The following is a 19,288-nucleotide window of genomic DNA, read 5'->3' on the forward strand; positions in this document are numbered from 1 at the left end:
ACTTATTTGACGCCGCAGAGCATTTCGCGTTTTCCCGCAAATCCTTTGCGCCGCTCGACCGTGAAGCCCGCCGCCTGCAGGTTGCGACGCACGAAACCGGCGGCGGCATAGGTGGCGAAGGTGCCGCCGGCGACGGTCTTGTCATGGAGGAACTGCATCAGCTCCGGCGACCACATATCGCCGTTTCTGGAAGGGGCAAAGCCGTCGAGGTACCAGGCGTCGAAGCCTGTTGCAGCTTGGCGCACGCCGTCGATCGCCGGGCCACAGACGACGCTCAAGCGCGTCTCAGCATCGAGGGCGAGCGTGACGATGTCGCGCGGTTCTTCCGGCCAGGCGGCGACGAGTGCCCGACGTTCGACATCGATTTCCGGCCAGTGCGACAGCGCGCGGTCGATCTCCGCGGCGCGCATCGGATAGAGCTCGAAGGACATGAAGTGAAGTTGCGAACCCTGTTTGCGGTGCTGGCGCCATTGCCGCCAGGTCTCGCAGAAATTCAGGCCGGTGCCGAAACCAAGCTCGCCGATCAGGAAGCTCCGTTGCTCATCCCAGCGCGCGGGCAGACCGTTGCCGGCGAGAAAGACATGGCCGCATTCCAGCCGGCCATCGGTCTGGCAATAAAAATGGTCGCCAAAGGCGGTCGAATAGGGCATATCGCCGTCGCGCCATTCCAGCGTTTGGCTTGCCGCATTAGTGTTTGCCGCGGGCGTCTGATCGGAAACTGGATCTGTCATGGGAAGAGCCGATAATCCTCCGGGGCTTGCCGGTCAATCATCCGTCGAACTGCTGATCGTCGGCGGCGGCATCATGGGCCTTTGGGCGGCGGTGCATGCGGAGCGTCTGGGCATCGAGACTCTGCTCGTCGACGCAGGTCGGCTGGGGCAGGGGGCAAGCGGCGGCCTGCTGGGCGCGCTGATGCCGCATATGCCGGATAAGTGGTCTGAGAAGAAGCAGTTCCAGTTCGATGCGCTGGTTTCTCTCGAGGACGAGATTGCCGCGATGGAAGCGGAAACCGGGCTTGCCGCCGGATACCGTCGTTCCGGCCGGCTGATGCCTTTGCCGAAGCCGCATCTACATAAGATCGCTTTGGGCCACTCGCAGGATGCCGAAACGCATTGGCATCATGGCGAGCGGCGATTTCATTGGCATGTGCTCGAAGCTGCGCCGGTAGACGGCTGGATCGATCCGGCCGCCGGCGACAGCGGATTCGTCTTCGACACGCTCGCCGCCCGCGTGGCGCCGCGAGCTTTCATAAGGGTTCTTACCGGCTTTCTTGATAGGGCGAAGCATGTCCGGCTTGCCGAAGGTCTGGAAATCCAAAGTATCGATCCAGATCGCGGTATCGCGACGACTCGCGAAGGCACCATTTGCTTTAGCCGTTGCATCCTCTCCTCCGGGCATCGCTCCTTTCCGCTATTGGATGGATTGACGCCCGGACGTCATTCTTTACTCGGTCAGCCGGTCAAGGGTCAGGCGGCGCTGCTGAAAGCGGATGTCGATCTCGGCTCGCCGGTGATTTTCCGCGATGGGCTCTATATCGTTCCGCATGAGGGCGGATTGGTCGCAGTCGGCAGCACGAGCGAGAACCGCTTCGACGATCCGGTATCGACGGATGGTCAGTTGGATAAGCTGCTGACCGCTGCGCGAACAATGGCGCCGGAACTGGCGGATGCCGAAGTGGTCGAACGCTGGGCCGGCTTGCGGCCGAAGGCGATCGATCGGGACCCCATGGTGGGAGCGCATCCGGACCATCCGCGGCTCATCGCGCTGACCGGCGGCTTCAAGGTCAGCTTCGGCCTTGCGCATCGCCTGGCCGAAGCAGCGATCCGGGAGGCCATGGAAATTCCCTGTTCTTTCAAGCTGCCCGAAGGCTTCGCCCTTTCGCATCACATTATGGTAGCATCACATAAAACGTGAATATAAACGCCGTTCAGGTCGTTAATCTGTCACGCAAATCACCTATCTCCTTGCCCATCGGCTGCCGGTTGGATCGGTCGGCCGGCTTTTCGCGCTCTGGAGGAGATTTTATGCGCTACGCCATTTGCTTCACGCCGTCTGCGAGCGATCCGCTGACGCTCGTGGCCGCAAATTGGCTCGGCCGCAATGTCTATTCCGGCGAGATGGTCGATCCGCCCGCTATTCGCGGCCTCGGCATTCATGAAATCGCCTTCCATACCGCCGTGCCGCGCCGTTATGGCTTCAACGGCACTTTGAAAGCGCCGTTTCGCCTGGCTGAGGATATGTCCGAGGCGGCGCTTCTGCGCGATCTCATGCGTTTTTCCGGCACCGTGACGCCGTTTGAGATTCCGCGGATGGAGGTCGCGCGTCTCGGCGGTGCATTCGGGCTGGTGCCATCAGAACCATCTCAGCAGATGAATTTCCTGGCGGCGTCGCTGATCCAGGCCTTCGATCACTATCGCGCGCCGCTGACCGAAGCGGAAATCGAGCGCAGCGATCCCGACGGCCTGTCGGCAGCGCAGTTCGCCAATTTGCATCGATGGGGCCATCCGCATGTGATGGACGAATTCCGCTTCCAGATGATGTTGACCGGCACGGTCAGCCCCGCCGATCTGCCGCGGATGGAGCGGGTGTTGCGCGATTTCTTCGAGCCGGTGCTTGCCGAGCCGATGCCGGTGTCGAACATCGCGCTGATGATGGAAGAGGGCACGGGCGGGCCGTTCCGGGTGCACTCGCTGCATCCCATGGGCAAGGTCAGCGCCCGTAAGATCGCCTGAGACCTCGACGTTGAAAGGAAAGTAGATTTCACACTTTCCGTCTCGACATTCCGGCCGTGAATGCTACCGTCCTCGCATATTCGAGAAGGTGCTTTGATGTCCGATACCTATCCCCGCAATCTCGTCGGCTATGGCCGCAATACACCCGATCCGAAATGGCCGGGTGACGCCCGCGTCGCGGTGCAGTTCGTGATCAATTACGAAGAGGGCGGGGAAAGCTGCATTCTCGATGGTGATGGTGGCTCCGAAAACCTGCTCTCCGAGATCGTGGGTGCGGCCTCGTGGCCAAACCAGCGCAATCTCAACATGGAATCGATCTACGAATATGGTTCGCGCGCGGGCTTCTGGCGGCTGTGGCGCATGTTTACCGAACTCAAGGTACAGGCGACCGTCTATGGCGTGACGCTCGCCATGGCGCGCAATCCTGAAGCGGTCGCCGCCATGAAGGAAGCCGGTTGGGAAATTGCCAGTCATGGCTATCGCTGGCTGGAATATAAGGATTTTTCAGAGGATCTGGAGCGCAAGCACATCCTCGAAGCCGTGCGCCTGCATACAGAGCTGACCGGTGAGCGGCCCTATGGCATGTACCAGGGCAAGCCCTCCGACAATACGCTGCGGCTGGTGATGGAGGAAGGCGGCTTCCTCTATTCGTCGGATTCCTATGCCGACGATCTGCCTTATTGGGTCGATGGCATCGACGGTAAGCCATTTCTGATCATCCCCTACACGCTCGAAACCAACGATATGCGCTTCGCCACGCCACAGGGCTTCAATTCCGGCGATCAGTTCTTCACCTATCTCAAGGATGCTTTCGACACGCTCTATGAAGAGGGCAAGCAGGGGAGCCCGAAGATGATGTCGGTCGGCCTCCATTGCCGTCTGGTTGGGCGACCGGGTCGCGCAGCGGCGCTCAGGCGCTTCATTGAATATGTGCTGAAGCACGACAAGGTCTGGATACCCAAGCGCATCGAGATCGCCAACCATTGGCACCAGCATCACCTTCCCGTAGGCGCGCCCTGAGATGATATCGCGTGATGATTTCGTGACCCACTTCGGCGGCGTCTTTGAGCACTCTCCGTTCATCGCCGAACGCGCTTATGACACCGGAAAAATTGCCGAGCCTTTGACATCGGGCGGTGTCCATGGCGCGCTGACCGCCATCTTCCGCGCTGCCAGCGCTGACGAGCGGCTTGGCGTTTTGCGCGCGCATCCCGATCTCGCCGGTCGGCTCGCAATCGCCGGCAAGCTCACCGAAGACAGCCGCAAGGAGCAGGCAGGCGCCGGGCTTGACCGGCTGACACCGGCCGAGCATGCGCGCTTCACCGAGCTCAATACGGCTTACGTAGCGAAATTCGGCTTCCCTTTTATCATTGCGGTCAAGGGGCTGGGCAAAGACGACATTCTTGCCGCCTTCGAAACACGGATCGGCAATGACCGGGACGCGGAATTTGCGACCGCGACGGCGCAGGTGGAGAAGATCGCCCTGCTGCGGCTGCAATCCATGCTTCCTGAAGGCTGATGCGCGGCCTGCACGCTATGTTTCGGTCCGTTCATGGCTTAGTATCCGCTCGGTAGGGTGCTGTGATGAGGCTTTGGAAAGCATTGGATAGAGCTGGAAGCAGACGGCAGACCATTGTCGACGAAGTGAAGCCGGTATGAGTTTGGATCGGCTGATCATTTACCTTGAGCGCATGCAGCGGGCTGCATCTGAAATTGATCAATTCCTTCGAGGAGTCGATCAAGCAGCGTTTTTCAAAAATGTTGAGAAGCAGCGTGCTACCGGCATGAATCTCATGTTGATCGGCGAGGCGGCTGCGCGCATTGCGGAGGACTATCCTGAGTTTGTCGTTGACCATCCGGAGTTGTCTTGGGATGAGATGCGCGACTTCAGGAATCGGATTATGCAGGGATATTTCGACATCGAGTTGACGACCCTATGGGACATCGCACAGAAATCTCTTCCGGAGCTGCTCCTGCGATTGGAGTCCATTCGCCATTGGCGCGCGGAAGGCGAATGATCATTCAATGACACAGCATCTGGACATCAAGCCTTTGACAAAAGCCGCATTCGCGCCGTTCGGCGATGTGATCGAGGCTGATCCGACCACGATGCGATTCATCAATGGCGGCACGACGGAGCGGTTTCATGCGCTTTCGAGCGCGGAGGCCGTGGGCGACGAAGCGAGGGTCATCATCAATCTGTTTCGCGGCCAGCCGCGTGCCTTTCCCTTCTCGATCGACATGATGGAGCGTCATCCCTTCGGCAGCCAGTGCTTCGTACCGTTGAACGGCTGGCCGTTCCTCGTTGTGGTCGCGCGTGATGAGGGCGGCAAGCCCGGCAGGCCGCAAGTTTTCCTGGCGCAAGGCGATCAGGGCGTGAATTATTACCGCAATGTCTGGCACTATCCCCTCATGGCGCTCGGCGAGCGGAGTGATTTTCTCATCGTGGATCGCGACGGGCCTGGAAATAATCTCGAGGAATATTTCTTCGACACCCCCTTCATCATCGGAGCGCCGACGCTATGACCGGATTGACCACCCATGTGCTCGACACTGCTCTCGGTAAGCCCGCCGAAGGCTTGACGATCGATCTTTTCAAGATCGAGGGTGAGACGCGGAGGCATCTGAAGACGGTCACGACCAATTCGGATGGGCGCGTCGACGGCGGGCCGATCCTGGTCGACGACAGTTTTATCGCCGGGACTTACGAGCTGCTCTTCCGCGCCGGCGACTATCTACGAGCAACCGGCGCCAAGCTGCCGGAGCCGGCGTTCCTCGATCTTGTGCCGATCCGTTTCGGCATTGCCGATACGACGGCGCATTACCATGTGCCGCTGCTGATCTCGCCCTACGGCTATTCCACCTATCGCGGGAGCTGAGACTTGCGTTTTGCGGCGATTGCGGATGTACATGGCAATCATCTGGCTCTGGAGGCGGTGCTTGCGGATATCCGCGGGGAGGGCATTGCCGACATCGTCAATCTCGGTGACTGCTTTAGCGGGCCGCTGACGGCGGGAAAGACAGCGGATATTCTCCTTGCGCTTGATGCCGTGACGGTTCGCGGCAACCATGATCGGTATCTGATCGAGCAGATGCCCGAGCAGATGCACGCTTCGGATAGTGCCGCCCATGCCGAACTGGCCGAGCGTCATCTCGATTGGCTGCGTAGCTTGCCCTTCAGTGCCGTCTATAGGGACGAGGCCTATCTTTGCCATGCGACGCCCAAAGACGATAATACCTATTGGCTCGAATCCGTCTCGCCAGACGGTCATGTCTATCAGAAGCCCATCGAGGAAATCGAAGCACTGGCCGCCGGCATCGATTTTCCACTGATCCTGTGCGGACATACTCATATTCAGCGCGTTGTCAGGCTTGCCGATGGCCGCCTGATCGTCAATCCCGGCAGCGTCGGCTGCCCCGCCTACGACGACGATCTGCCTCATTTTCATAAGGTTGAAGCAGGCCATCCCTTCGCCTCCTATGCCATTCTGGAGAAGGTGGACGGCATGTGGCTGCCTATATTCCGGCAGGTGGCCTACGATCACATGGCGATGGCGAAGCTGGCGGCGCAGAATGGCCGCATGGAATGGGCTAGCGGTCTGGCGACGGGCTGGTTGCGTTAGAGATCGGCGAGGATCGATCGATTCACCGTCTTGATATCCCGCTTGCCACAGAGCGCCATGGAGATATCCAGCTCCTTGCGGATGATCTCAAGCGCGAGGGTCACGCCCTCCTTACCCATGGCACCCAGACCATAGAGGAAAGGGCGGCCGATGAAGGTGCCTTTGGCGCCGAGGGCCATGGCCTTGAGCACGTCCTGGCCGGAGCGGATGCCGCCATCGAGGTGTACCTCGATCCTGTCGCCGACGGCGTCGACGATCCTCGGCAGCATGCTGATGGACGAAGGAGCGCCGTCAAGCTGCCGGCCGCCGTGGTTGGAAACGATGATCGCGTCCGCACCGGTAGCGACGGCGGCCTTCGCATCCTCGACGTCGAGGATTCCCTTGATGATCAGCGGCCCGCCCCAGCGCTCCTTGATCCAGCCGACATCGCTCCATGAAAGCTTGGTATCGAACTGCGAATGCGTCCAGTGCGACAGCGTCGTCATGTCGGAGATATCCTTGGCATGGCCGATGATATTGCCAAAGGAATGACGCTTCGTCTTCAGCATGCCTATGCACCAGCCGGGCCGTGTTGCCATCTGCCAGAGATTTTTCGCCGTCATTTTCGGCGGCGCCGACAATCCGTTGCGGATGTCGTTGTGGCGCTGGCCGAGAATCTGCAGGTCGGCCGTCAACACGAGTGCCGAGCATTTCGCCGCCTTGGCGCGCTGGATCAGGTTCAAGACGAAATCGCGGTCCTTCATGACGTAGAGCTGGAACCAGAAGGGCTGCTTCGTGACCGCGGCGATGTCTTCGATCGAGCAGATGCTCATCGTCGAGAGCGTGAAAGGAATGCCGAATTCTTCCGCCGCGCGAGCCGCCAGCATCTCGCCATCGGCGTGCTGCATGCCGGTAAGACCCGTCGGCGCCAGCGCCACCGGCATGGCAGCCTTCTGGCCGACCATGCTGGTTGCCAGCGACCGGTCGGACATGTCGACGAGCACGCGTTGACGCAGCTTGATCTTGGCGAAGTCAGCCTCGTTCGCCTGGTAGGTCGACTCCGTCCAAGAACCGGAATCGGCATACTGGAAGAACATCTTCGGGACGCGCCGCTGAGCGAGCTTCTTCAGTTCGGCAATGGTGAGCGGCGCGGTCATGGCTGTTTGTCCTCTGGGCGGTTACATTGCGGCGAGGTCGGATCGCTTTATTGCAGGATCGATTTCATCGGCTTTCCAGCGACATAGGTTTCGATGATCGCCCGATCATCCCCCATGGTCTGCAACAGGAAGAGCTCCTCGGTCAGGCTCTTCACCACTTCCATCTTCAGCGCCATGGCCGGCGTTGCCGAGGCGTTGAGGATCACGAGGTCGGCGTCGGTGCCGGGATCGAGAGTGCCGATCTTATCGGTCAGCGACAGGGCCTCGGCATTGCCAAGGGTCATGTAGTAATAGCTTTCCAATGGGTTCAGCCGTTCGCCGAGAAGCTGCTGGATCTTGTAGGCCTCGTCCATCGTGCGCAGCATCGAATAGCTGGAGCCGCCGCCGATATCGGTGGCGACGCCGATGCGGACGGGTTTTTCGCGGCGAGCAAGCGCTTTCAGCGGGAAGAGGCCGGAGCCGAGGAAGAGGTTGGACGTGGGGCAGTGGACGGCGACGGCGCCGGCTTCGCTCATGGCGTCGGCTTCGCGTTCGGAAAGGTGGATCGCGTGGCCGAACAGGCTCTTGCGGCCGAGCAGGCCGTAGCGCGCATAGATATCGGTGTAATCGATCGCTTCCGGATAGAGCTCGCAGGTAAATTTGATCTCGTCGTCATTCTCGGAAAGATGCGTTTGGATATGCAGATCCGGGAATTCGCGCGCGAGTGCGGCGGTCGCTTCCATCTGCTCAGGCGTTGAGGTGATGGCGAAGCGTGGGGTGATGGCGACATGATTGCGGCCCTTGCCATGCCAGTCGGCGATCACCTGCCGGGTCTCGTCGTAGCCCATCTGCGGTGTGTCGAGCAGGCCCTGCGGTGCATTGCGGTCCATCATCACCTTGCCGCCGACCATGCACATGTTGCGTCGCATGGCCTCGGCAAAATAAGCATCGGCGGAGGTCTTGTGCACCGAGCAATAGGCAACTGCCGTCGTCGTGCCGTGTCGGATCAGCTCATCGTAGAAATGGGTGGCGATACGCTCAGCATGCGCGCTTTCGACGAAGCGGCATTCCTCGGGGAAGGTATAGGTGTTCAGCCACTCCAGCAGGTTTGCGGCATAGGAGGCGATGACCTGCATCTGCGGGAAATGCAGGTGCATGTCGATTAAGCCCGGCAGGATCAGGTGCGGCCGGTGGTCGACTTCGGCGACGTCTGCGGGCGCTTTCGCTTTGACCTCCGTATAGGGACCGACGGCTGCGATGATGCCATTCTCGATCAGCAGGCCGCCATCGCTTTCATACGAGTAGCTGTCCGTGTCGCTCAGGCTCTGCGGCGCACGCTTGAAGGAGAGCAGGCGGCCGCGCAAAAGGGTAATCATTGGTCTTTTTCTCCGACGGAGCTTTCGAACCAGGCGACCAGCAGCTTGCGTTCCTCCGGCGTCACATCGGTGACGTTGCCGGGAGGCATGGCGTGGCTGCGGCCGGCCTGAATATAGATATCTCGGGCATGCATAGCGATTTCCGCGTCGTTTTCCAGCATCACTTCCTTCGGCGCCCGCGCAATGCCTTCAAACGCCGGCTCGGCGGCATGGCACATCGAACAGCGCGTCGAGATCATCTGCTTCACGGCCGGAAAGTGTGCATCCGATGCGAACTGCTGGAAAGCCGGTGCGATGGCGTTGGCATCCTTCTCGCCGGTCAGAATCTTCGGCACGGTCGAGAGCCATATGATGAGAATGAAGAGGATGAAGGTGACGATCCAGGTCCAGGTCGGCCGCCCCTTGCGGGCATGGGTCGTGTTGAACCAGTGGCGGATGGTGACGCCCATGAGGAACACCAGCGCCGCGATGATCCAGTTATAGGCGGTGCCGAAGGCCAGCGGATAGTGGTTCGACAGCATGAAGAAGATGACGGGCAGCGTCAGGTAGTTGTTGTGCAACGAGCGCTGCTTTGCGATGCGGCCATATTTCGGATCGGGCGTGCGTCCGGCGATAAGGTCGGCGACGACGATCTTCTGATTGGGAATGATGATCATGAAGACATTGGCCGACATGATCGTCGCCGTGAAGGCACCGAGATGCAGGAAGGCGGCGCGGCCGGTGAACAGGTGCGTATAGCCCCACGCCATGAAGACGAGGACGGCGTAGAGCACCACCATCAGGCCCCAGGTATTGTTGCCGAGCGGCGACTTGCAGAGCAGATCATAGACGATCCAACCGCCAGCGAGCGAAGCCAGCGAAATCAGGATGGCGACGGGAACGCTGACATCGAGCACATGCCGGTCGATGAGGAAGAGATTTGCGCCGCCGTAATAGACGATGCAGAGCATCAGGAAGCCTGAAAGCCAGGTGAAATAGCTCTCATATTTGAACCACGTCAGGTGCTCGGGCATCGTGGCCGGCGCCACCAGATATTTCTGGATGTGGTAGAAACCGCCGCCATGCACCTGCCATTCCTCGCCGTAGGCGCCGGGCGGAAGATGCGGGCGCTTCACCAGCCCAAGATCAAGCGCGATGAAATAGAAAGACGAGCCGATCCAGGCAATGGCGGTTATGACGTGGAACCAGCGGGCAGCAAAGGCCAGCCATTCCCACGCTATGGCGTATTCATACATTCAGGTCCCCTTTTCTTCCTCCGACTCGACACCTTGCAAAATGTTGGGCGCAGAGGGAAGCGGAGTTTGAGCGAGGGACTACTTTTCGTATTATCACACACTTCCGTGACCGATATACTGCCGCTCTTGTCGAGCGTTAAGTTCGCCATAGATCAAAATCGGACGCTTTTTTCAGCGCCGTCGGCGATAAACGGGCAGCGGAGCCCCCGGTTCGCCGCATCGTCGGAGATTTGCCCATGCGTGGTATACTGGCGTTTGCACTATTCCTCTTCGCAACTTCCGCCATGGCGCACGATGCGCCCTCCGGCTGGTCCTACGATCCTTATTGTTGCAACGGTGACAGCAAGACCGGTGATTGCGAGATGATCCCCTCGCGCACGGTTACCGTTATCCCGGGCGGCTATCGGATCACACTCTATCCCGGAGATCATCGCTACGTGACGCACGCCCATATCTTCACGCTGCCACAGCGCAAGACGATGCGTTCGCCGGACGGAGCCTATCATCTCTGTCTGTTTCCGGACGAGAACACGCCGCGCTGCTTCTATGCGCCGGATATGGCCTATTGAACGACGCCTATTCCAGCGGCATGCCGAACTCGCCGAGTATCCAATTCCGGAAAACGCGGATTCTTGGCATGTGACGTCTGTTTTCGGGATAGGCGAGCCAATAATTCGAGCCATCGTTGCAGAGGATATCGAAGGGCTGGACAAGCCGGCCGGCGGCTAGGTCGTCGGCATAGAATTCAGGCGTCAGGACGGCGACGCCTTGTCCGGCGATGGCGGCGCTTGCTTCGAAGGATTGTGCCCCAAGCCTGCTTCTCGGCCGGCCTTGCAGGCCGGGATCCGGAACCCCAGCCGCTTCGAACCATTGCACCCACCACGGGTCGCCGGCATCGATGATCCGAAGTTTGAGAAGATCGGCCGGCGTATGGACGCCGCCGATGCTGGCTCCGAGCGCTGGGCTCAGCATGGGCGTGAAGTTCATTTTCATCAAAAGATGCGCGCGCAGCCCCGGCCAAGTTCCGCGGCCACTGCGAATGGCGATGTCGGACGACTCGCGAGAGAAATCAATGATCTTGTCTGATGTGGCAAGCCGTACCGCGACATTCGGGTGCAGCAGTTGAAATGAGCCCAGGTGGCGAGCAAGCCATTGTGAGGCGAAGGTCGGTGTCGAGTGAATGAGGAGCGTGGTTTCGGCATCGCTGCTGACCGAAGCCATCGCCTCATGCAGCATGCCAAAGGCCTCGCTTACCTTCGGCGCCAAGCGCTGGCCAGCGTCGGTCAACTCGATCTGGCGCGGCCGCCTCAGGAACAGCGGCTCGCCGACATTCTCCTCCAGAAGCTTGATCTGATAGCTGACGGCCGTCTGCGTCATGCCGAGCTCTTTACCGGCGCGCGTGAAACTGCCGTGTCGGGCAGCGGCCTCGAAGACCCGCAGCGCATTCAGCGGAAACTGTTTCGAGAGCTTCATGGATAAGTTCTCTTTATGTATGCAGACGATTGTTCGATTGGAATTTCAGCATTTTCAGCGGCAAACTGCAATCCACATCACCGATTGGATTGAGGTATTGTCATGGATTGCTATGCCGTCGAACAGACGAACGCCGGGCCATCAGCCTTGGCCCGCATGTTGGAAACACTGGCGCAGGTCTTCATGAGGGGCACAGAGCCTTCGCCACACTTGGATCTGGAGGGAATGCCGGATCGGCTTAAGCGCGATCTGGGTTTTCTGGACGGGCGCGAGCCGCGTTATGAGGATGATCGTATGGGGTAAGCCGCGAAGGCCGTCAGCAGCTCGGCGGCCGTCATGGCGGCGATCACTTCCGGACGTTTGTCTTTCACCGTGGCCCCGCCGATCGGCAGCGTCAGTCGCTCAAGCGAGGCCTTGTCGCCGCCTTCGCGGGTCAGCCAACGGGAGAAGGTGGCCCGCTTGGTTGCCGAGCCGATCATGCCGACATAGGCAAGATCGGTGCGAGCGAGCGCTTCCTTGGCGATCAGGAAATCGAGGGCGTGATCATGGGTCAGGATGACGATGGCCGAGCCGGCCGGAATATCTCGCACCAGCGCCTCCGGCATTGGCGAAAGCACAGTTTTCGTCTCTGCCGGCAGGTTTGCCAATTCCTCCTTCCGCGTCTCGATCACCGTCACCGCAAGCGGCAGAGGTGCCAGCGCGGCCGCGAGAGCATGGCCGACATGTCCCGCGCCGAAGAGATAGGTCTCGGGCCGATGTTCCGCTTCGCTGGCCCGTTTGGCTTCGAGTTCTTCGAGCAATTGTGCCGTCATCTTCTGAAAGCACAGTTGCGTGCGACCGCCGCAGCATTGGCCGATCTCCGGCCCAAGCGGGATGTCCATCAGTTCGACGCCGTTGCCCGCCAGCAATTCGCGGGCGTTCTGGATCGCCAAAAATTCGAACTGCCCGCCGCCGATCGTGCCCCAGATGGCACGTTCGGAAACGAGCATGAAGGTGCCAGCCTCGCGCGGCGTTGAACCCTGTGTTTCAACGATCTCGATGAGGATGGAAGAGGGGCGTGTCGCGAGAAATGCGCGGAAGTCGCTCCTGGGTATGACGCCGGAAAGCACTTCGCGGACCGCCATGGTCACATCCCCTTCAGCCGCTCTACCGCCATCAGCACCCGTTCCGGCGTTGCCGGCGCGTCGAGCCGCGGGCAGACGCGGTAGTCCGCGACGCTAGCGACGGCCATGGACAAGGCTTCGAGCACCGAGATGCTGAGCATGAAAGGCGGTTCGCCGACGGCCTTGGAGCGGCCGACGGTGGCCTCGGCATTTTCGGACCATTCGGCAAGGCGGACGTTGAAAATCTTCGGCCGGTCGGAGGCGAGGGGGATCTTGTAGGTCGAAGGCGCGTGCGTGCGCAGCCGCCCCTTGGCGTCCCACCAAAGCTCTTCGGTCGTCAGCCAGCCCATGCCCTGCACGAAAGCGCCTTCGACCTGGCCGATGTCGATCGCCGGGTTCAGCGACCGGCCGACATCGTGGAGGATATCGGTGCGGTCGATCAGATATTCGCCGGTCAGCGTGTCGATCGACACTTCGGAGCAGGCGGCGCCATAGGAGAAGTAATAGAACGGCGTGCCGCGGCCGGCCTTGCGGTCCCAATGGATTTTCGGCGTCTTGTAGAAGCCGGCGGCGGAAAGCTGCACGCGCGCGAAATAGGCCTGCTTGATGAAATCCGGGAAGGGAATTTCCATGTCGCCGACCCGCACCCGGTTCGGCAGGAACTGTATTTCTTCGGCGGCGACGCCCCATTTCTCGACGGCAAAGGCAACCAGCCGCTCCTTGATCTGTCGGGCGGCGTCAAAGGCTGCCATGCCGTTGAGATCGGAGCCGGAGGATGCTGCCGTCGCCGAGGTGTTCGGGACCTTGCCGGTGGTGGTGGCCGTGATCTTCACCCGGTCGATATCCACCTGGAAACTGTCGGCCAGAACCTGCGCCACCTTGGTATAGAGGCCCTGGCCCATTTCCGTGCCACCATGGTTCAGATGGATGGAGCCGTCCTGATAGATGTGCACCAACGCGCCGGCCTGGTTGAAGGCGGTCATGGTGAAGGAGATGCCGAATTTCACCGGCGTCAGCGCGATACCCTTGCGGATGAAGCGGCTGGAGCGGTTGAACTCGATGATGGCGTTGCGCCGCGCCTGATAGTCGGAGCTCTCTTCCAACTCGTCGACGATACGGTGGATGATGTTGTCCTCCACCTCCTGATGATAGGGCGTCAGCGTGCGGCCGGAGCCCGGCTGGCCGTAGAAATTCGCACGGCGGACCTCCAGCGGGTCCTTGCCCAGCGCATAGGCGATCTCTTCGATGAACCGTTCGCCGCCGACCATGCCCTGCGGGCCGCCGAAGCCGCGGAAGGCGGTGTTGGAAACAGTGTGCGTCTTCAGCGGTTTCGAGACGAGATGGACATGCGGATAGAAATAGCTCGAATCCGCATGGAACAAGGCGCGGTCGGTGACCGGGCCGGAGAGATCAGAGGAGAAGCCACAGCGGGCGGCATAGGTCGCGTCGACGGCGTGGATGCGGCCGTCGTCGTCGAAGCCGATCTCGTAATCGACCAGGAAATCGTGGCGCTTGCCGGTGGCAGCCATGTCCTCGTCGCGGTCGGGGCGGAATTTGATGGCGCGGCCAAGCTTTTTGGCGGCGACAGCGGCGAGGGCTGCGAACTGGTTGCCCTGCGTTTCCTTGCCACCGAAGCCGCCGCCCATGCGGCGCACGTTGACGGTGACGGCGTTGGACGGAATGTTGAGCACATGGCCGACGATGTGCTGGATCTCGCTCGGATGCTGGGTGGACGACCAAACGGCAACCTCGTCGTCTTCGCCGGGGATCGCCATGGCGATGTGGCTTTCGAGATAGAAATGCTCCTGGCCACCGATGCGCATCTGCGCCTTGATGCGGTGCTTGGCATTGGCCATCTCGGTTTCCGGCTCGCCGCGCTTCAGGGTCATCGGCTCGTAGACCACCGGTGCGCCATTGGCGAGCGCGCCATCGATGTCGCTCCAATGGGGCAGATCGCGATAGTCGATGTTGGCAAGGCGCGCGGCGCGACGGGCTGCATCGCGGGTCTCGGCGATCACGGCGAAGATCGGCTGGCCGTGAAACTCGACCTTGGTGTCGGCCAGCAGCGGCTCGTCATGCATGCCGTTGGAGCTGGTGTCGTTGGCGCCGGGAATGTCCTTTGCAGTGAACACCCAGACGACGCCCGGATAGGCTTTCACGGCGGAGAGGTCGATGCCGGCGATGTCCGCATGGGCGCGGTCGGAAAGGCCAAGTGCGCCATGCAGAAGGTCCGCCGGCTCCGGCAGGTCGTCGATATAGTCGGCGGCGCCCGTTACATGCTTGTGCGCCGAGTCGTGCTTCAGCGAACCATGCATCGAGCCGTTGATGACCTTGCGTTCTTCGAAGGTGGATTTGTCCATGATTATGCCTCCACCGTTGCGAAGCGCTTCAATTCCTGCGGCGCACCAGCCGTTTCAAGATAGAAGCGGATGAGCAGGTTTTTGGCGGTCAACTGCCGGTATTCGGCGCTGGCGCGCCAGTCGGTGAGCGGTGTGTAATCGGCATCGAAGGCCGAGCGGGCGGCGGTGACCGTTGCTTCCGTCCAGGGCTTGCCGATCAGTTCGGCTTCCACCGTGCGGGCGCGCTTCGGCGTGCCGGCCATGCCGCCGAAGGCGATGCGGATATCGGCGACGTTACCGGCTGCATCCAGTGCCAAGTGGAAAGCGCCACAGAGCGCCGAAATATCCTCATCCCGGCGCTTGGAGATCTTGTAGACGGCGAAATGAATGTCTTCGGCGGGATAGGGCACGAAAATGCTTTCGACGAATTCGCCGGGATTACGGTCCTGCTTGCCGTAATCGATGAAGAAGTCTTCCAACGGCAGCGTGCGGGTGCCGGCAACGGAGCGCAGTTTCACGGTCGCGCCGAGCGCGATCAGTGGCGGCGGCGTGTCGCCGATGGGCGAGCCGTTGGCGATGTTGCCGCCGATCGTGCCCATGTTGCGCACCTGCTCGCCGCCGATGCGGTTGATGAGGTTCGCGATCGCCGGGATCTTTTCGGCCATGGCTGCAAAGGCTTGGGTGTAGGTGACGCCGGCGCCGATGGTGAGGCCGGTGTCTTCCATAACAATCTTTTGCAAGTCCGTCAGATGGTTGATGAATACGACGGGGTCGAGCTTGCGCATCTGCTTGGTGACCCAGAGGCCGACATCGGTGGAGCCGGCAACGACGGTCGCCTTCGGCTCGTCGGCCAACACTTGCGCAAGGGCTGCGACCGAGCCCGGCACGATCAGGCGATCTTCGCCGGAGGCAATGGTGATGGTATCGCCGCCCTGCATGGCCCAGAGGCGGGCGATGATGTCCGCCCTTGTCTTTTCAAGAGGATCGAACAGAGCGCTCGGACGCGCCTGGCTTACCTGTTCGGCCGCCTTGACGATCGGCTCGTAACCGGTGCAGCGACAGAGATTGCCTTGCAGGGCTTTTTCGATCTGTGCCCGGCTCGGCTTTTCGGTCGCGAGCCACAGGCCATAAAGCGACATGACGAAACCCGGCGTGCAGAAACCGCATTGCGAGCCGTGACAGTCGACCATGGCCTGCTGTACGGGGTGTAGCGTGCCGTCCTTGGCGGCCAGATGTTCGACGGTGACGACATGGGTGGCATGCAGCGATCCGACGAAACGGATACAGGCATTGACCGACTCGTAATGCAATCCGCCATCGATCAGCCGGCCGACCAGCACAGTGCAGGCGCCGCAATCGCCTTCCGCGCATCCTTCTTTCGTGCCGGTCAAATGCCGGTTGAGACGCAGAAAATCGAGGAGCGTCTCGGTCGGGCGCAGGCTGGAAAGTGAAATATCCTCGCCGTTGAGGATAAGGCGGATGCTGTCGTTCATGTCGTTCCCAATTATTTTGGTCTTTCAAGGCCGGTCACGGGATAACCCCAGTCCGGACTCTAGAACGAGATAACTTTCCTTCGAACCGTCATCTCGTTCCATCTGTTCGGTTGAGCATAATCTGATCCGAAAACCGCTCCGCACTTTTCGGATCATGCTCGACCGTCTATGGTTATGCCGCAGTCCAGCCACCGTCAATCGAGACGTGCGTGCCGGTGACCTGACGGGCATCGTCGCTGGCAAGATAGATCGACAATGACGCGATTTCTTCGGCCTTGACGAATTCACGCGTCGGCTGCGCCTTGAGGATGACCTCGGTCTTCACCTGCTCTTCGGTCATGCCGCGCGCCTTGGCCGTATCCGGGATCTGCTTTTCGACGAGAGGGGTCAGGACATAGCCGGGGCAGATGGCGTTGACGGTGACGCCGAACTCGGCAAGCTCGAGTGCCGCAGTCTTGGTCAGACCCATAATACCATGTTTTGCCGCGACATAGGCGGATTTGAAGGGCGAGGCGACGAGGGCGTGGGCCGAGGCGATATTGATGATGCGGCCGTATTTCTTCGCCTTCATCAGCGGAATGGCGGCGCGCATCGTATGGAACGAGCTTGAGAGGTTGATGGCAATGATCTGGTCCCACTTCTCGATCGGAAAGTCCTCGATCTTCTCGACATGCTGAACGCCGGCATTGTTGACGAGGACATCGACGCTGCCGAAGGTTGAATTGGCGCTCGCGATCAGGTCGGCGATTTCCGCGGGCTTGGTCATGTCGGCCGGATGGTAGATCACCTTGCCGCCGCCGGAGGCTTCGAGCGTGTTTCTGATGGCATCGATTTCTTCAGGCTTGCCGAAGCCGTTGAGGACGATGTTTTCACCTTTCGCGGCAAAGGCGGTCGCAATGGCGAGGCCGATGCCGCTTGTAGAACCGGTGACAACAACTGTTCTTGCCATGATTTTCTCCTTGGACGGCGCGGCTGTTGTTGCAGCGCAATAGCGGCTTTGAGGTTAGTCTCAAACCGGCGGATATGGCAATCGCATCCCGGCGAGACTCTTTGGAGACAGTTCCCTTCATATATCCGCGAGCTGGAATAAGGAATTTTCGTCAAAAATTTCGTTTTGCTTTCTTTTCACATTCGTTTTGCTGCCGTATCTGTTGTTTCAAGGACAGGAACAATCGGGGAGGAATGCATGAGCGGTTATGTCTTGGCGATCGACCAGGGAACGACGTCGACGCGGGCTATCGTTTTCGACGGTGACATGAAGATTGCCGGCGTCGACCAGAAGGAGTTCACGCAGCACTATCCGAAGCCCGGTTGGGTCGAGCATGATCCGGAGGAAATCTGGGCTTCCGTGGTTGCGACCGTCAATAAGGCGATCAAAGCTGCTGGGATCACCGCAAAGGACATCGCCGCTCTTGGCATCACCAACCAACGCGAAACCGTCGTCGTATGGGACCGCGCGACCGGCAAGCCGATCCACAATGCCATCGTCTGGCAAGACCGCCGCACCGCGAGCTATTGCGACAAGCTGAAGCGGCAGGATCTGGAAAAGCTCTTCACCCGCCACACAGGCCTGCTGCTCGATCCCTATTTTTCCGGCACGAAGCTTTCGTGGATGCTGGCCAATGTGAAGGGCGCCCGCGCGCGTGCCGCCAAGGGCGAACTCTGCTTCGGCACGATCGACACCTTCCTGATCTGGCGACTGACCGGCGGCAAGAGTTTCGTCACCGATGCGACCAACGCCTCGCGGACGCTTATGTACAATATCGGCAGCAATGAATGGGACGAGGATCTGCTCGAGATCCTGCGTGTTCCCGCCGCGATGCTGCCGGAGGTGAAGGACTGCGCGGCCGATTTCGGGATCACCGATCCATCCATCTTCGGGGCGGCAATCCCCATCCTCGGCGTTGCTGGCGATCAGCAGGCGGCGACCATCGGCCAGGCTTGTTTCGAGCGCGGCATGATGAAATCTACCTACGGCACCGGCTGCTTCGCGCTGCTTAACACCGGCACGGACATGGTGCGCTCGAAAAATCGTCTGCTGACCACCATCGCCTATCGGTTGAACGGCGAGACGACCTATGCGCTGGAAGGCTCGATCTTCATCGCGGGCGCGGCCGTGCAATGGCTGCGCGACGGACTGAAGGCGATCAAGCGCGCTTCCGATTCCGATGGGTTTGCGGAAAAGGCTGATCCGATGCAGGAGGTTTATCTCGTGCCGGCCTTCACCGGTCTCGGCGCGCCGCATTGGGATCCGGATGCGCGCGGTGCGATCTTTGGGCTGACGCGCAATACCGGCCCCGCGGAAATCGTTCGCGCTGCGCTGGAGGCGGTCTGCTATCAGTCGCGCGACCTGCTGGACGCCATGCACAAGGATTGGAAGAGCGGCAGCGGCAAGGAGACCGTTTTGCGGGTCGACGGTGGCATGGTCGCTTCCGACTGGACGATGCAGCGGCTCGCCGACCTGCTGGACGCGCCCGTCGATCGCCCCACCATCCTGGAAACCACCGCGCTCGGTGCCGCCTGGCTTGCCGGCAGCCGTGCCGGTGTCTGGCCCGACCGCAAGAGCTTTGCCAAGGCCTGGGCTCGCGACCGGCGCTTCGAGCCCGATATGGACGAGAAGACGCGAAGCGCGAAGCTCAAGGGATGGAAGAACGCCGTGGCGCGCACCTTGAGTGCGGGTTGAAGGCGGCAGAAGCCAGCCGGCAGATCACCTACGGTTTGATTATGTAAGATAATTTTATTTTCCTAATGTAGTTCGAAGCGGTGATAGTGCGCCCTTCGAGTGGGGGGCTGGATTCG

The 19,288-nt window shown here is 60.5% G+C and carries 19 protein-coding genes; 10 read left to right on the plus strand and 9 right to left on the minus strand.

All coding sequences use genetic code 11. The annotated features are described in order from the left end of the window. Positions 1 to 2 precede the first annotated feature (2 nt). Positions 3 to 731 carry a tRNA (5-methylaminomethyl-2-thiouridine)(34)-methyltransferase MnmC2 gene (gene mnmC2, locus GGD50_RS24635; protein ID WP_107108761.1) on the minus strand — a complete coding sequence of 243 codons (729 nt, stop codon included), beginning with the start codon at positions 729 to 731 and terminating at the stop codon, positions 3 to 5. On the opposite strand from mnmC2, the gene GGD50_RS24640 reads away from it, so the two are divergent. From GGD50_RS24640 to GGD50_RS24675, 8 genes are all read left to right on the plus strand, one after another. Beyond that, positions 730 to 1,914 carry an NAD(P)/FAD-dependent oxidoreductase gene (locus tag GGD50_RS24640; protein WP_107108760.1) on the plus strand — a complete coding sequence of 395 codons (1,185 nt, stop codon included), beginning with the start codon at positions 730 to 732 and terminating at the stop codon, positions 1,912 to 1,914. The two genes, mnmC2 and GGD50_RS24640, sit on opposite strands and share 2 nt — an antisense overlap. Positions 1,915 to 2,024: 110 nt before the next feature. Then, positions 2,025 to 2,732: a DUF1045 domain-containing protein gene (locus tag GGD50_RS24645; RefSeq protein WP_107108759.1), complete on the plus strand. Its 708-nt coding sequence runs from the start codon at positions 2,025 to 2,027 to the stop codon at positions 2,730 to 2,732. Positions 2,733 to 2,825: 93 nt separating this feature from the next. Beyond that, positions 2,826 to 3,752 (plus strand): allantoinase PuuE, encoded by a 927-nt coding sequence (puuE, locus tag GGD50_RS24650; RefSeq protein WP_107108758.1) that lies wholly within the window; start codon positions 2,826 to 2,828, stop codon positions 3,750 to 3,752. 1 nt (position 3,753) lies between these two features. After that, positions 3,754 to 4,251: a 2-oxo-4-hydroxy-4-carboxy-5-ureidoimidazoline decarboxylase gene (gene uraD / locus GGD50_RS24655; protein ID WP_107108757.1), complete on the plus strand. Its 498-nt coding sequence runs from the start codon at positions 3,754 to 3,756 to the stop codon at positions 4,249 to 4,251. A 136-nt stretch (positions 4,252 to 4,387) separates the two neighbouring features. Next, positions 4,388 to 4,750: a HepT-like ribonuclease domain-containing protein gene (locus GGD50_RS24660; protein WP_107108756.1), complete on the plus strand. Its 363-nt coding sequence runs from the start codon at positions 4,388 to 4,390 to the stop codon at positions 4,748 to 4,750. Positions 4,751 to 4,757: 7 nt separating this feature from the next. After that, entirely contained in the window at positions 4,758 to 5,258 is a 501-nt protein-coding gene (locus tag GGD50_RS24665; protein WP_107108755.1) for an ureidoglycolate lyase, read from the plus strand. Further along, a complete protein-coding gene (gene uraH / locus GGD50_RS24670; protein WP_107108754.1) occupies positions 5,255 to 5,611 on the plus strand; it encodes a hydroxyisourate hydrolase in 357 nt (118 codons plus the stop codon). The genes GGD50_RS24665 and uraH overlap by 4 nt, the downstream gene beginning before the upstream one ends. Before the next feature lie 3 nt (positions 5,612 to 5,614). Then, the gene (locus tag GGD50_RS24675; RefSeq protein ID WP_107108753.1) at positions 5,615 to 6,355 is read left to right on the plus strand and encodes a metallophosphoesterase family protein; all 741 of its coding nucleotides are present in this window, start codon (positions 5,615 to 5,617) and stop codon (positions 6,353 to 6,355) included. Here the strand turns inward: GGD50_RS24675 and GGD50_RS24680 are convergent. From GGD50_RS24680 to GGD50_RS24690, 3 genes are read right to left on the minus strand one after another with little or no spacing between them, the layout of a single operon-like run. Continuing rightward, positions 6,352 to 7,491 carry an alpha-hydroxy acid oxidase gene (locus GGD50_RS24680; protein WP_107108752.1) on the minus strand — a complete coding sequence of 380 codons (1,140 nt, stop codon included), beginning with the start codon at positions 7,489 to 7,491 and terminating at the stop codon, positions 6,352 to 6,354. The two genes, GGD50_RS24675 and GGD50_RS24680, sit on opposite strands and share 4 nt — an antisense overlap. A 47-nt stretch (positions 7,492 to 7,538) precedes the next feature. Further along, positions 7,539 to 8,846 (minus strand): guanine deaminase, encoded by a 1,308-nt coding sequence (gene guaD, locus GGD50_RS24685; RefSeq protein WP_107108751.1) that lies wholly within the window; start codon positions 8,844 to 8,846, stop codon positions 7,539 to 7,541. After that, entirely contained in the window at positions 8,843 to 10,081 is a 1,239-nt protein-coding gene (locus GGD50_RS24690) for a urate hydroxylase PuuD (RefSeq protein ID WP_107108750.1), read from the minus strand. The genes guaD and GGD50_RS24690 overlap by 4 nt, the downstream gene beginning before the upstream one ends. Before the next feature lie 236 nt (positions 10,082 to 10,317). Between GGD50_RS24690 and GGD50_RS24695 the strand changes: the two genes are divergently transcribed. Then, on the plus strand, positions 10,318 to 10,650 hold the full coding sequence (locus GGD50_RS24695) for a hypothetical protein (protein WP_107108749.1): 333 nt from the start codon (positions 10,318 to 10,320) through the stop codon (positions 10,648 to 10,650). 7 nt (positions 10,651 to 10,657) lie between these two features. Here GGD50_RS24695 and GGD50_RS24700 read toward each other — a convergent pair whose 3' ends face one another. The 5 genes from GGD50_RS24700 to GGD50_RS24720 form a co-directional block, all read right to left on the minus strand. Continuing rightward, on the minus strand, positions 10,658 to 11,554 hold the full coding sequence (locus GGD50_RS24700; RefSeq protein WP_107108748.1) for a LysR substrate-binding domain-containing protein: 897 nt from the start codon (positions 11,552 to 11,554) through the stop codon (positions 10,658 to 10,660). A 278-nt stretch (positions 11,555 to 11,832) separates the two neighbouring features. Further along, the gene (gene xdhC / locus GGD50_RS24705) at positions 11,833 to 12,678 is read right to left on the minus strand and encodes a xanthine dehydrogenase accessory protein XdhC (RefSeq protein WP_107108746.1); all 846 of its coding nucleotides are present in this window, start codon (positions 12,676 to 12,678) and stop codon (positions 11,833 to 11,835) included. A 2-nt stretch (positions 12,679 to 12,680) separates the two neighbouring features. Next, positions 12,681 to 15,017 (minus strand): xanthine dehydrogenase molybdopterin binding subunit, encoded by a 2,337-nt coding sequence (gene xdhB / locus GGD50_RS24710; protein WP_107108745.1) that lies wholly within the window; start codon positions 15,015 to 15,017, stop codon positions 12,681 to 12,683. 2 nt (positions 15,018 to 15,019) lie between these two features. Then, a complete protein-coding gene (gene xdhA / locus GGD50_RS24715; protein WP_107108744.1) occupies positions 15,020 to 16,489 on the minus strand; it encodes a xanthine dehydrogenase small subunit in 1,470 nt (489 codons plus the stop codon). A 172-nt stretch (positions 16,490 to 16,661) separates the two neighbouring features. Next, a complete protein-coding gene (locus GGD50_RS24720) occupies positions 16,662 to 17,438 on the minus strand; it encodes a 3-hydroxybutyrate dehydrogenase (protein ID WP_107108743.1) in 777 nt (258 codons plus the stop codon). 237 nt (positions 17,439 to 17,675) lie between these two features. Here GGD50_RS24720 and glpK point away from each other — a divergent pair, with 237 nt between their 5' ends. Then, the gene (glpK, locus tag GGD50_RS24725) at positions 17,676 to 19,172 is read left to right on the plus strand and encodes a glycerol kinase GlpK (RefSeq protein WP_107108742.1); all 1,497 of its coding nucleotides are present in this window, start codon (positions 17,676 to 17,678) and stop codon (positions 19,170 to 19,172) included. The last annotated feature ends 116 nt before the right edge of the window (positions 19,173 to 19,288 follow it).

The organism is Martinezella paranaensis (genome assembly GCF_014200235.1).
Lineage (GTDB): Bacteria > Pseudomonadota > Alphaproteobacteria > Rhizobiales > Rhizobiaceae > Rhizobium > Rhizobium paranaense.

What these genes read in the sequence shown, in the direction of transcription:
- GGD50_RS24645 (WP_107108759.1), top strand. Translation starts at nt 2,025, where the DNA reads ATGCGCTACGCCATTTGCTTCACGCCGTCTGCGAGCGATCCGCTGACG.
- uraH (WP_107108754.1), top strand. Translation starts at nt 5,255, where the DNA reads ATGACCGGATTGACCACCCATGTGCTCGACACTGCTCTCGGTAAGCCC.
- xdhA (WP_107108744.1), bottom strand. Translation starts at nt 16,489, where the DNA reads ATGAACGACAGCATCCGCCTTATCCTCAACGGCGAGGATATTTCACTT.
- guaD (WP_107108751.1), bottom strand. Translation starts at nt 8,846, where the DNA reads ATGATTACCCTTTTGCGCGGCCGCCTGCTCTCCTTCAAGCGTGCGCCG.
- GGD50_RS24660 (WP_107108756.1), top strand. Translation starts at nt 4,388, where the DNA reads ATGAGTTTGGATCGGCTGATCATTTACCTTGAGCGCATGCAGCGGGCT.
- xdhB (WP_107108745.1), bottom strand. Translation starts at nt 15,017, where the DNA reads ATGGACAAATCCACCTTCGAAGAACGCAAGGTCATCAACGGCTCGATG.
- uraD (WP_107108757.1), top strand. Translation starts at nt 3,754, where the DNA reads ATGATATCGCGTGATGATTTCGTGACCCACTTCGGCGGCGTCTTTGAG.
- xdhC (WP_107108746.1), bottom strand. Translation starts at nt 12,678, where the DNA reads ATGGCGGTCCGCGAAGTGCTTTCCGGCGTCATACCCAGGAGCGACTTC.
- GGD50_RS24695 (WP_107108749.1), top strand. Translation starts at nt 10,318, where the DNA reads ATGCGTGGTATACTGGCGTTTGCACTATTCCTCTTCGCAACTTCCGCC.
- GGD50_RS24640 (WP_107108760.1), top strand. Translation starts at nt 730, where the DNA reads ATGGGAAGAGCCGATAATCCTCCGGGGCTTGCCGGTCAATCATCCGTC.
- GGD50_RS24680 (WP_107108752.1), bottom strand. Translation starts at nt 7,491, where the DNA reads ATGACCGCGCCGCTCACCATTGCCGAACTGAAGAAGCTCGCTCAGCGG.
- GGD50_RS24690 (WP_107108750.1), bottom strand. Translation starts at nt 10,081, where the DNA reads ATGTATGAATACGCCATAGCGTGGGAATGGCTGGCCTTTGCTGCCCGC.
- glpK (WP_107108742.1), top strand. Translation starts at nt 17,676, where the DNA reads ATGAGCGGTTATGTCTTGGCGATCGACCAGGGAACGACGTCGACGCGG.
- GGD50_RS24700 (WP_107108748.1), bottom strand. Translation starts at nt 11,554, where the DNA reads ATGAAGCTCTCGAAACAGTTTCCGCTGAATGCGCTGCGGGTCTTCGAG.
- GGD50_RS24720 (WP_107108743.1), bottom strand. Translation starts at nt 17,438, where the DNA reads ATGGCAAGAACAGTTGTTGTCACCGGTTCTACAAGCGGCATCGGCCTC.
- mnmC2 (WP_107108761.1), bottom strand. Translation starts at nt 731, where the DNA reads ATGACAGATCCAGTTTCCGATCAGACGCCCGCGGCAAACACTAATGCG.
- GGD50_RS24665 (WP_107108755.1), top strand. Translation starts at nt 4,758, where the DNA reads ATGACACAGCATCTGGACATCAAGCCTTTGACAAAAGCCGCATTCGCG.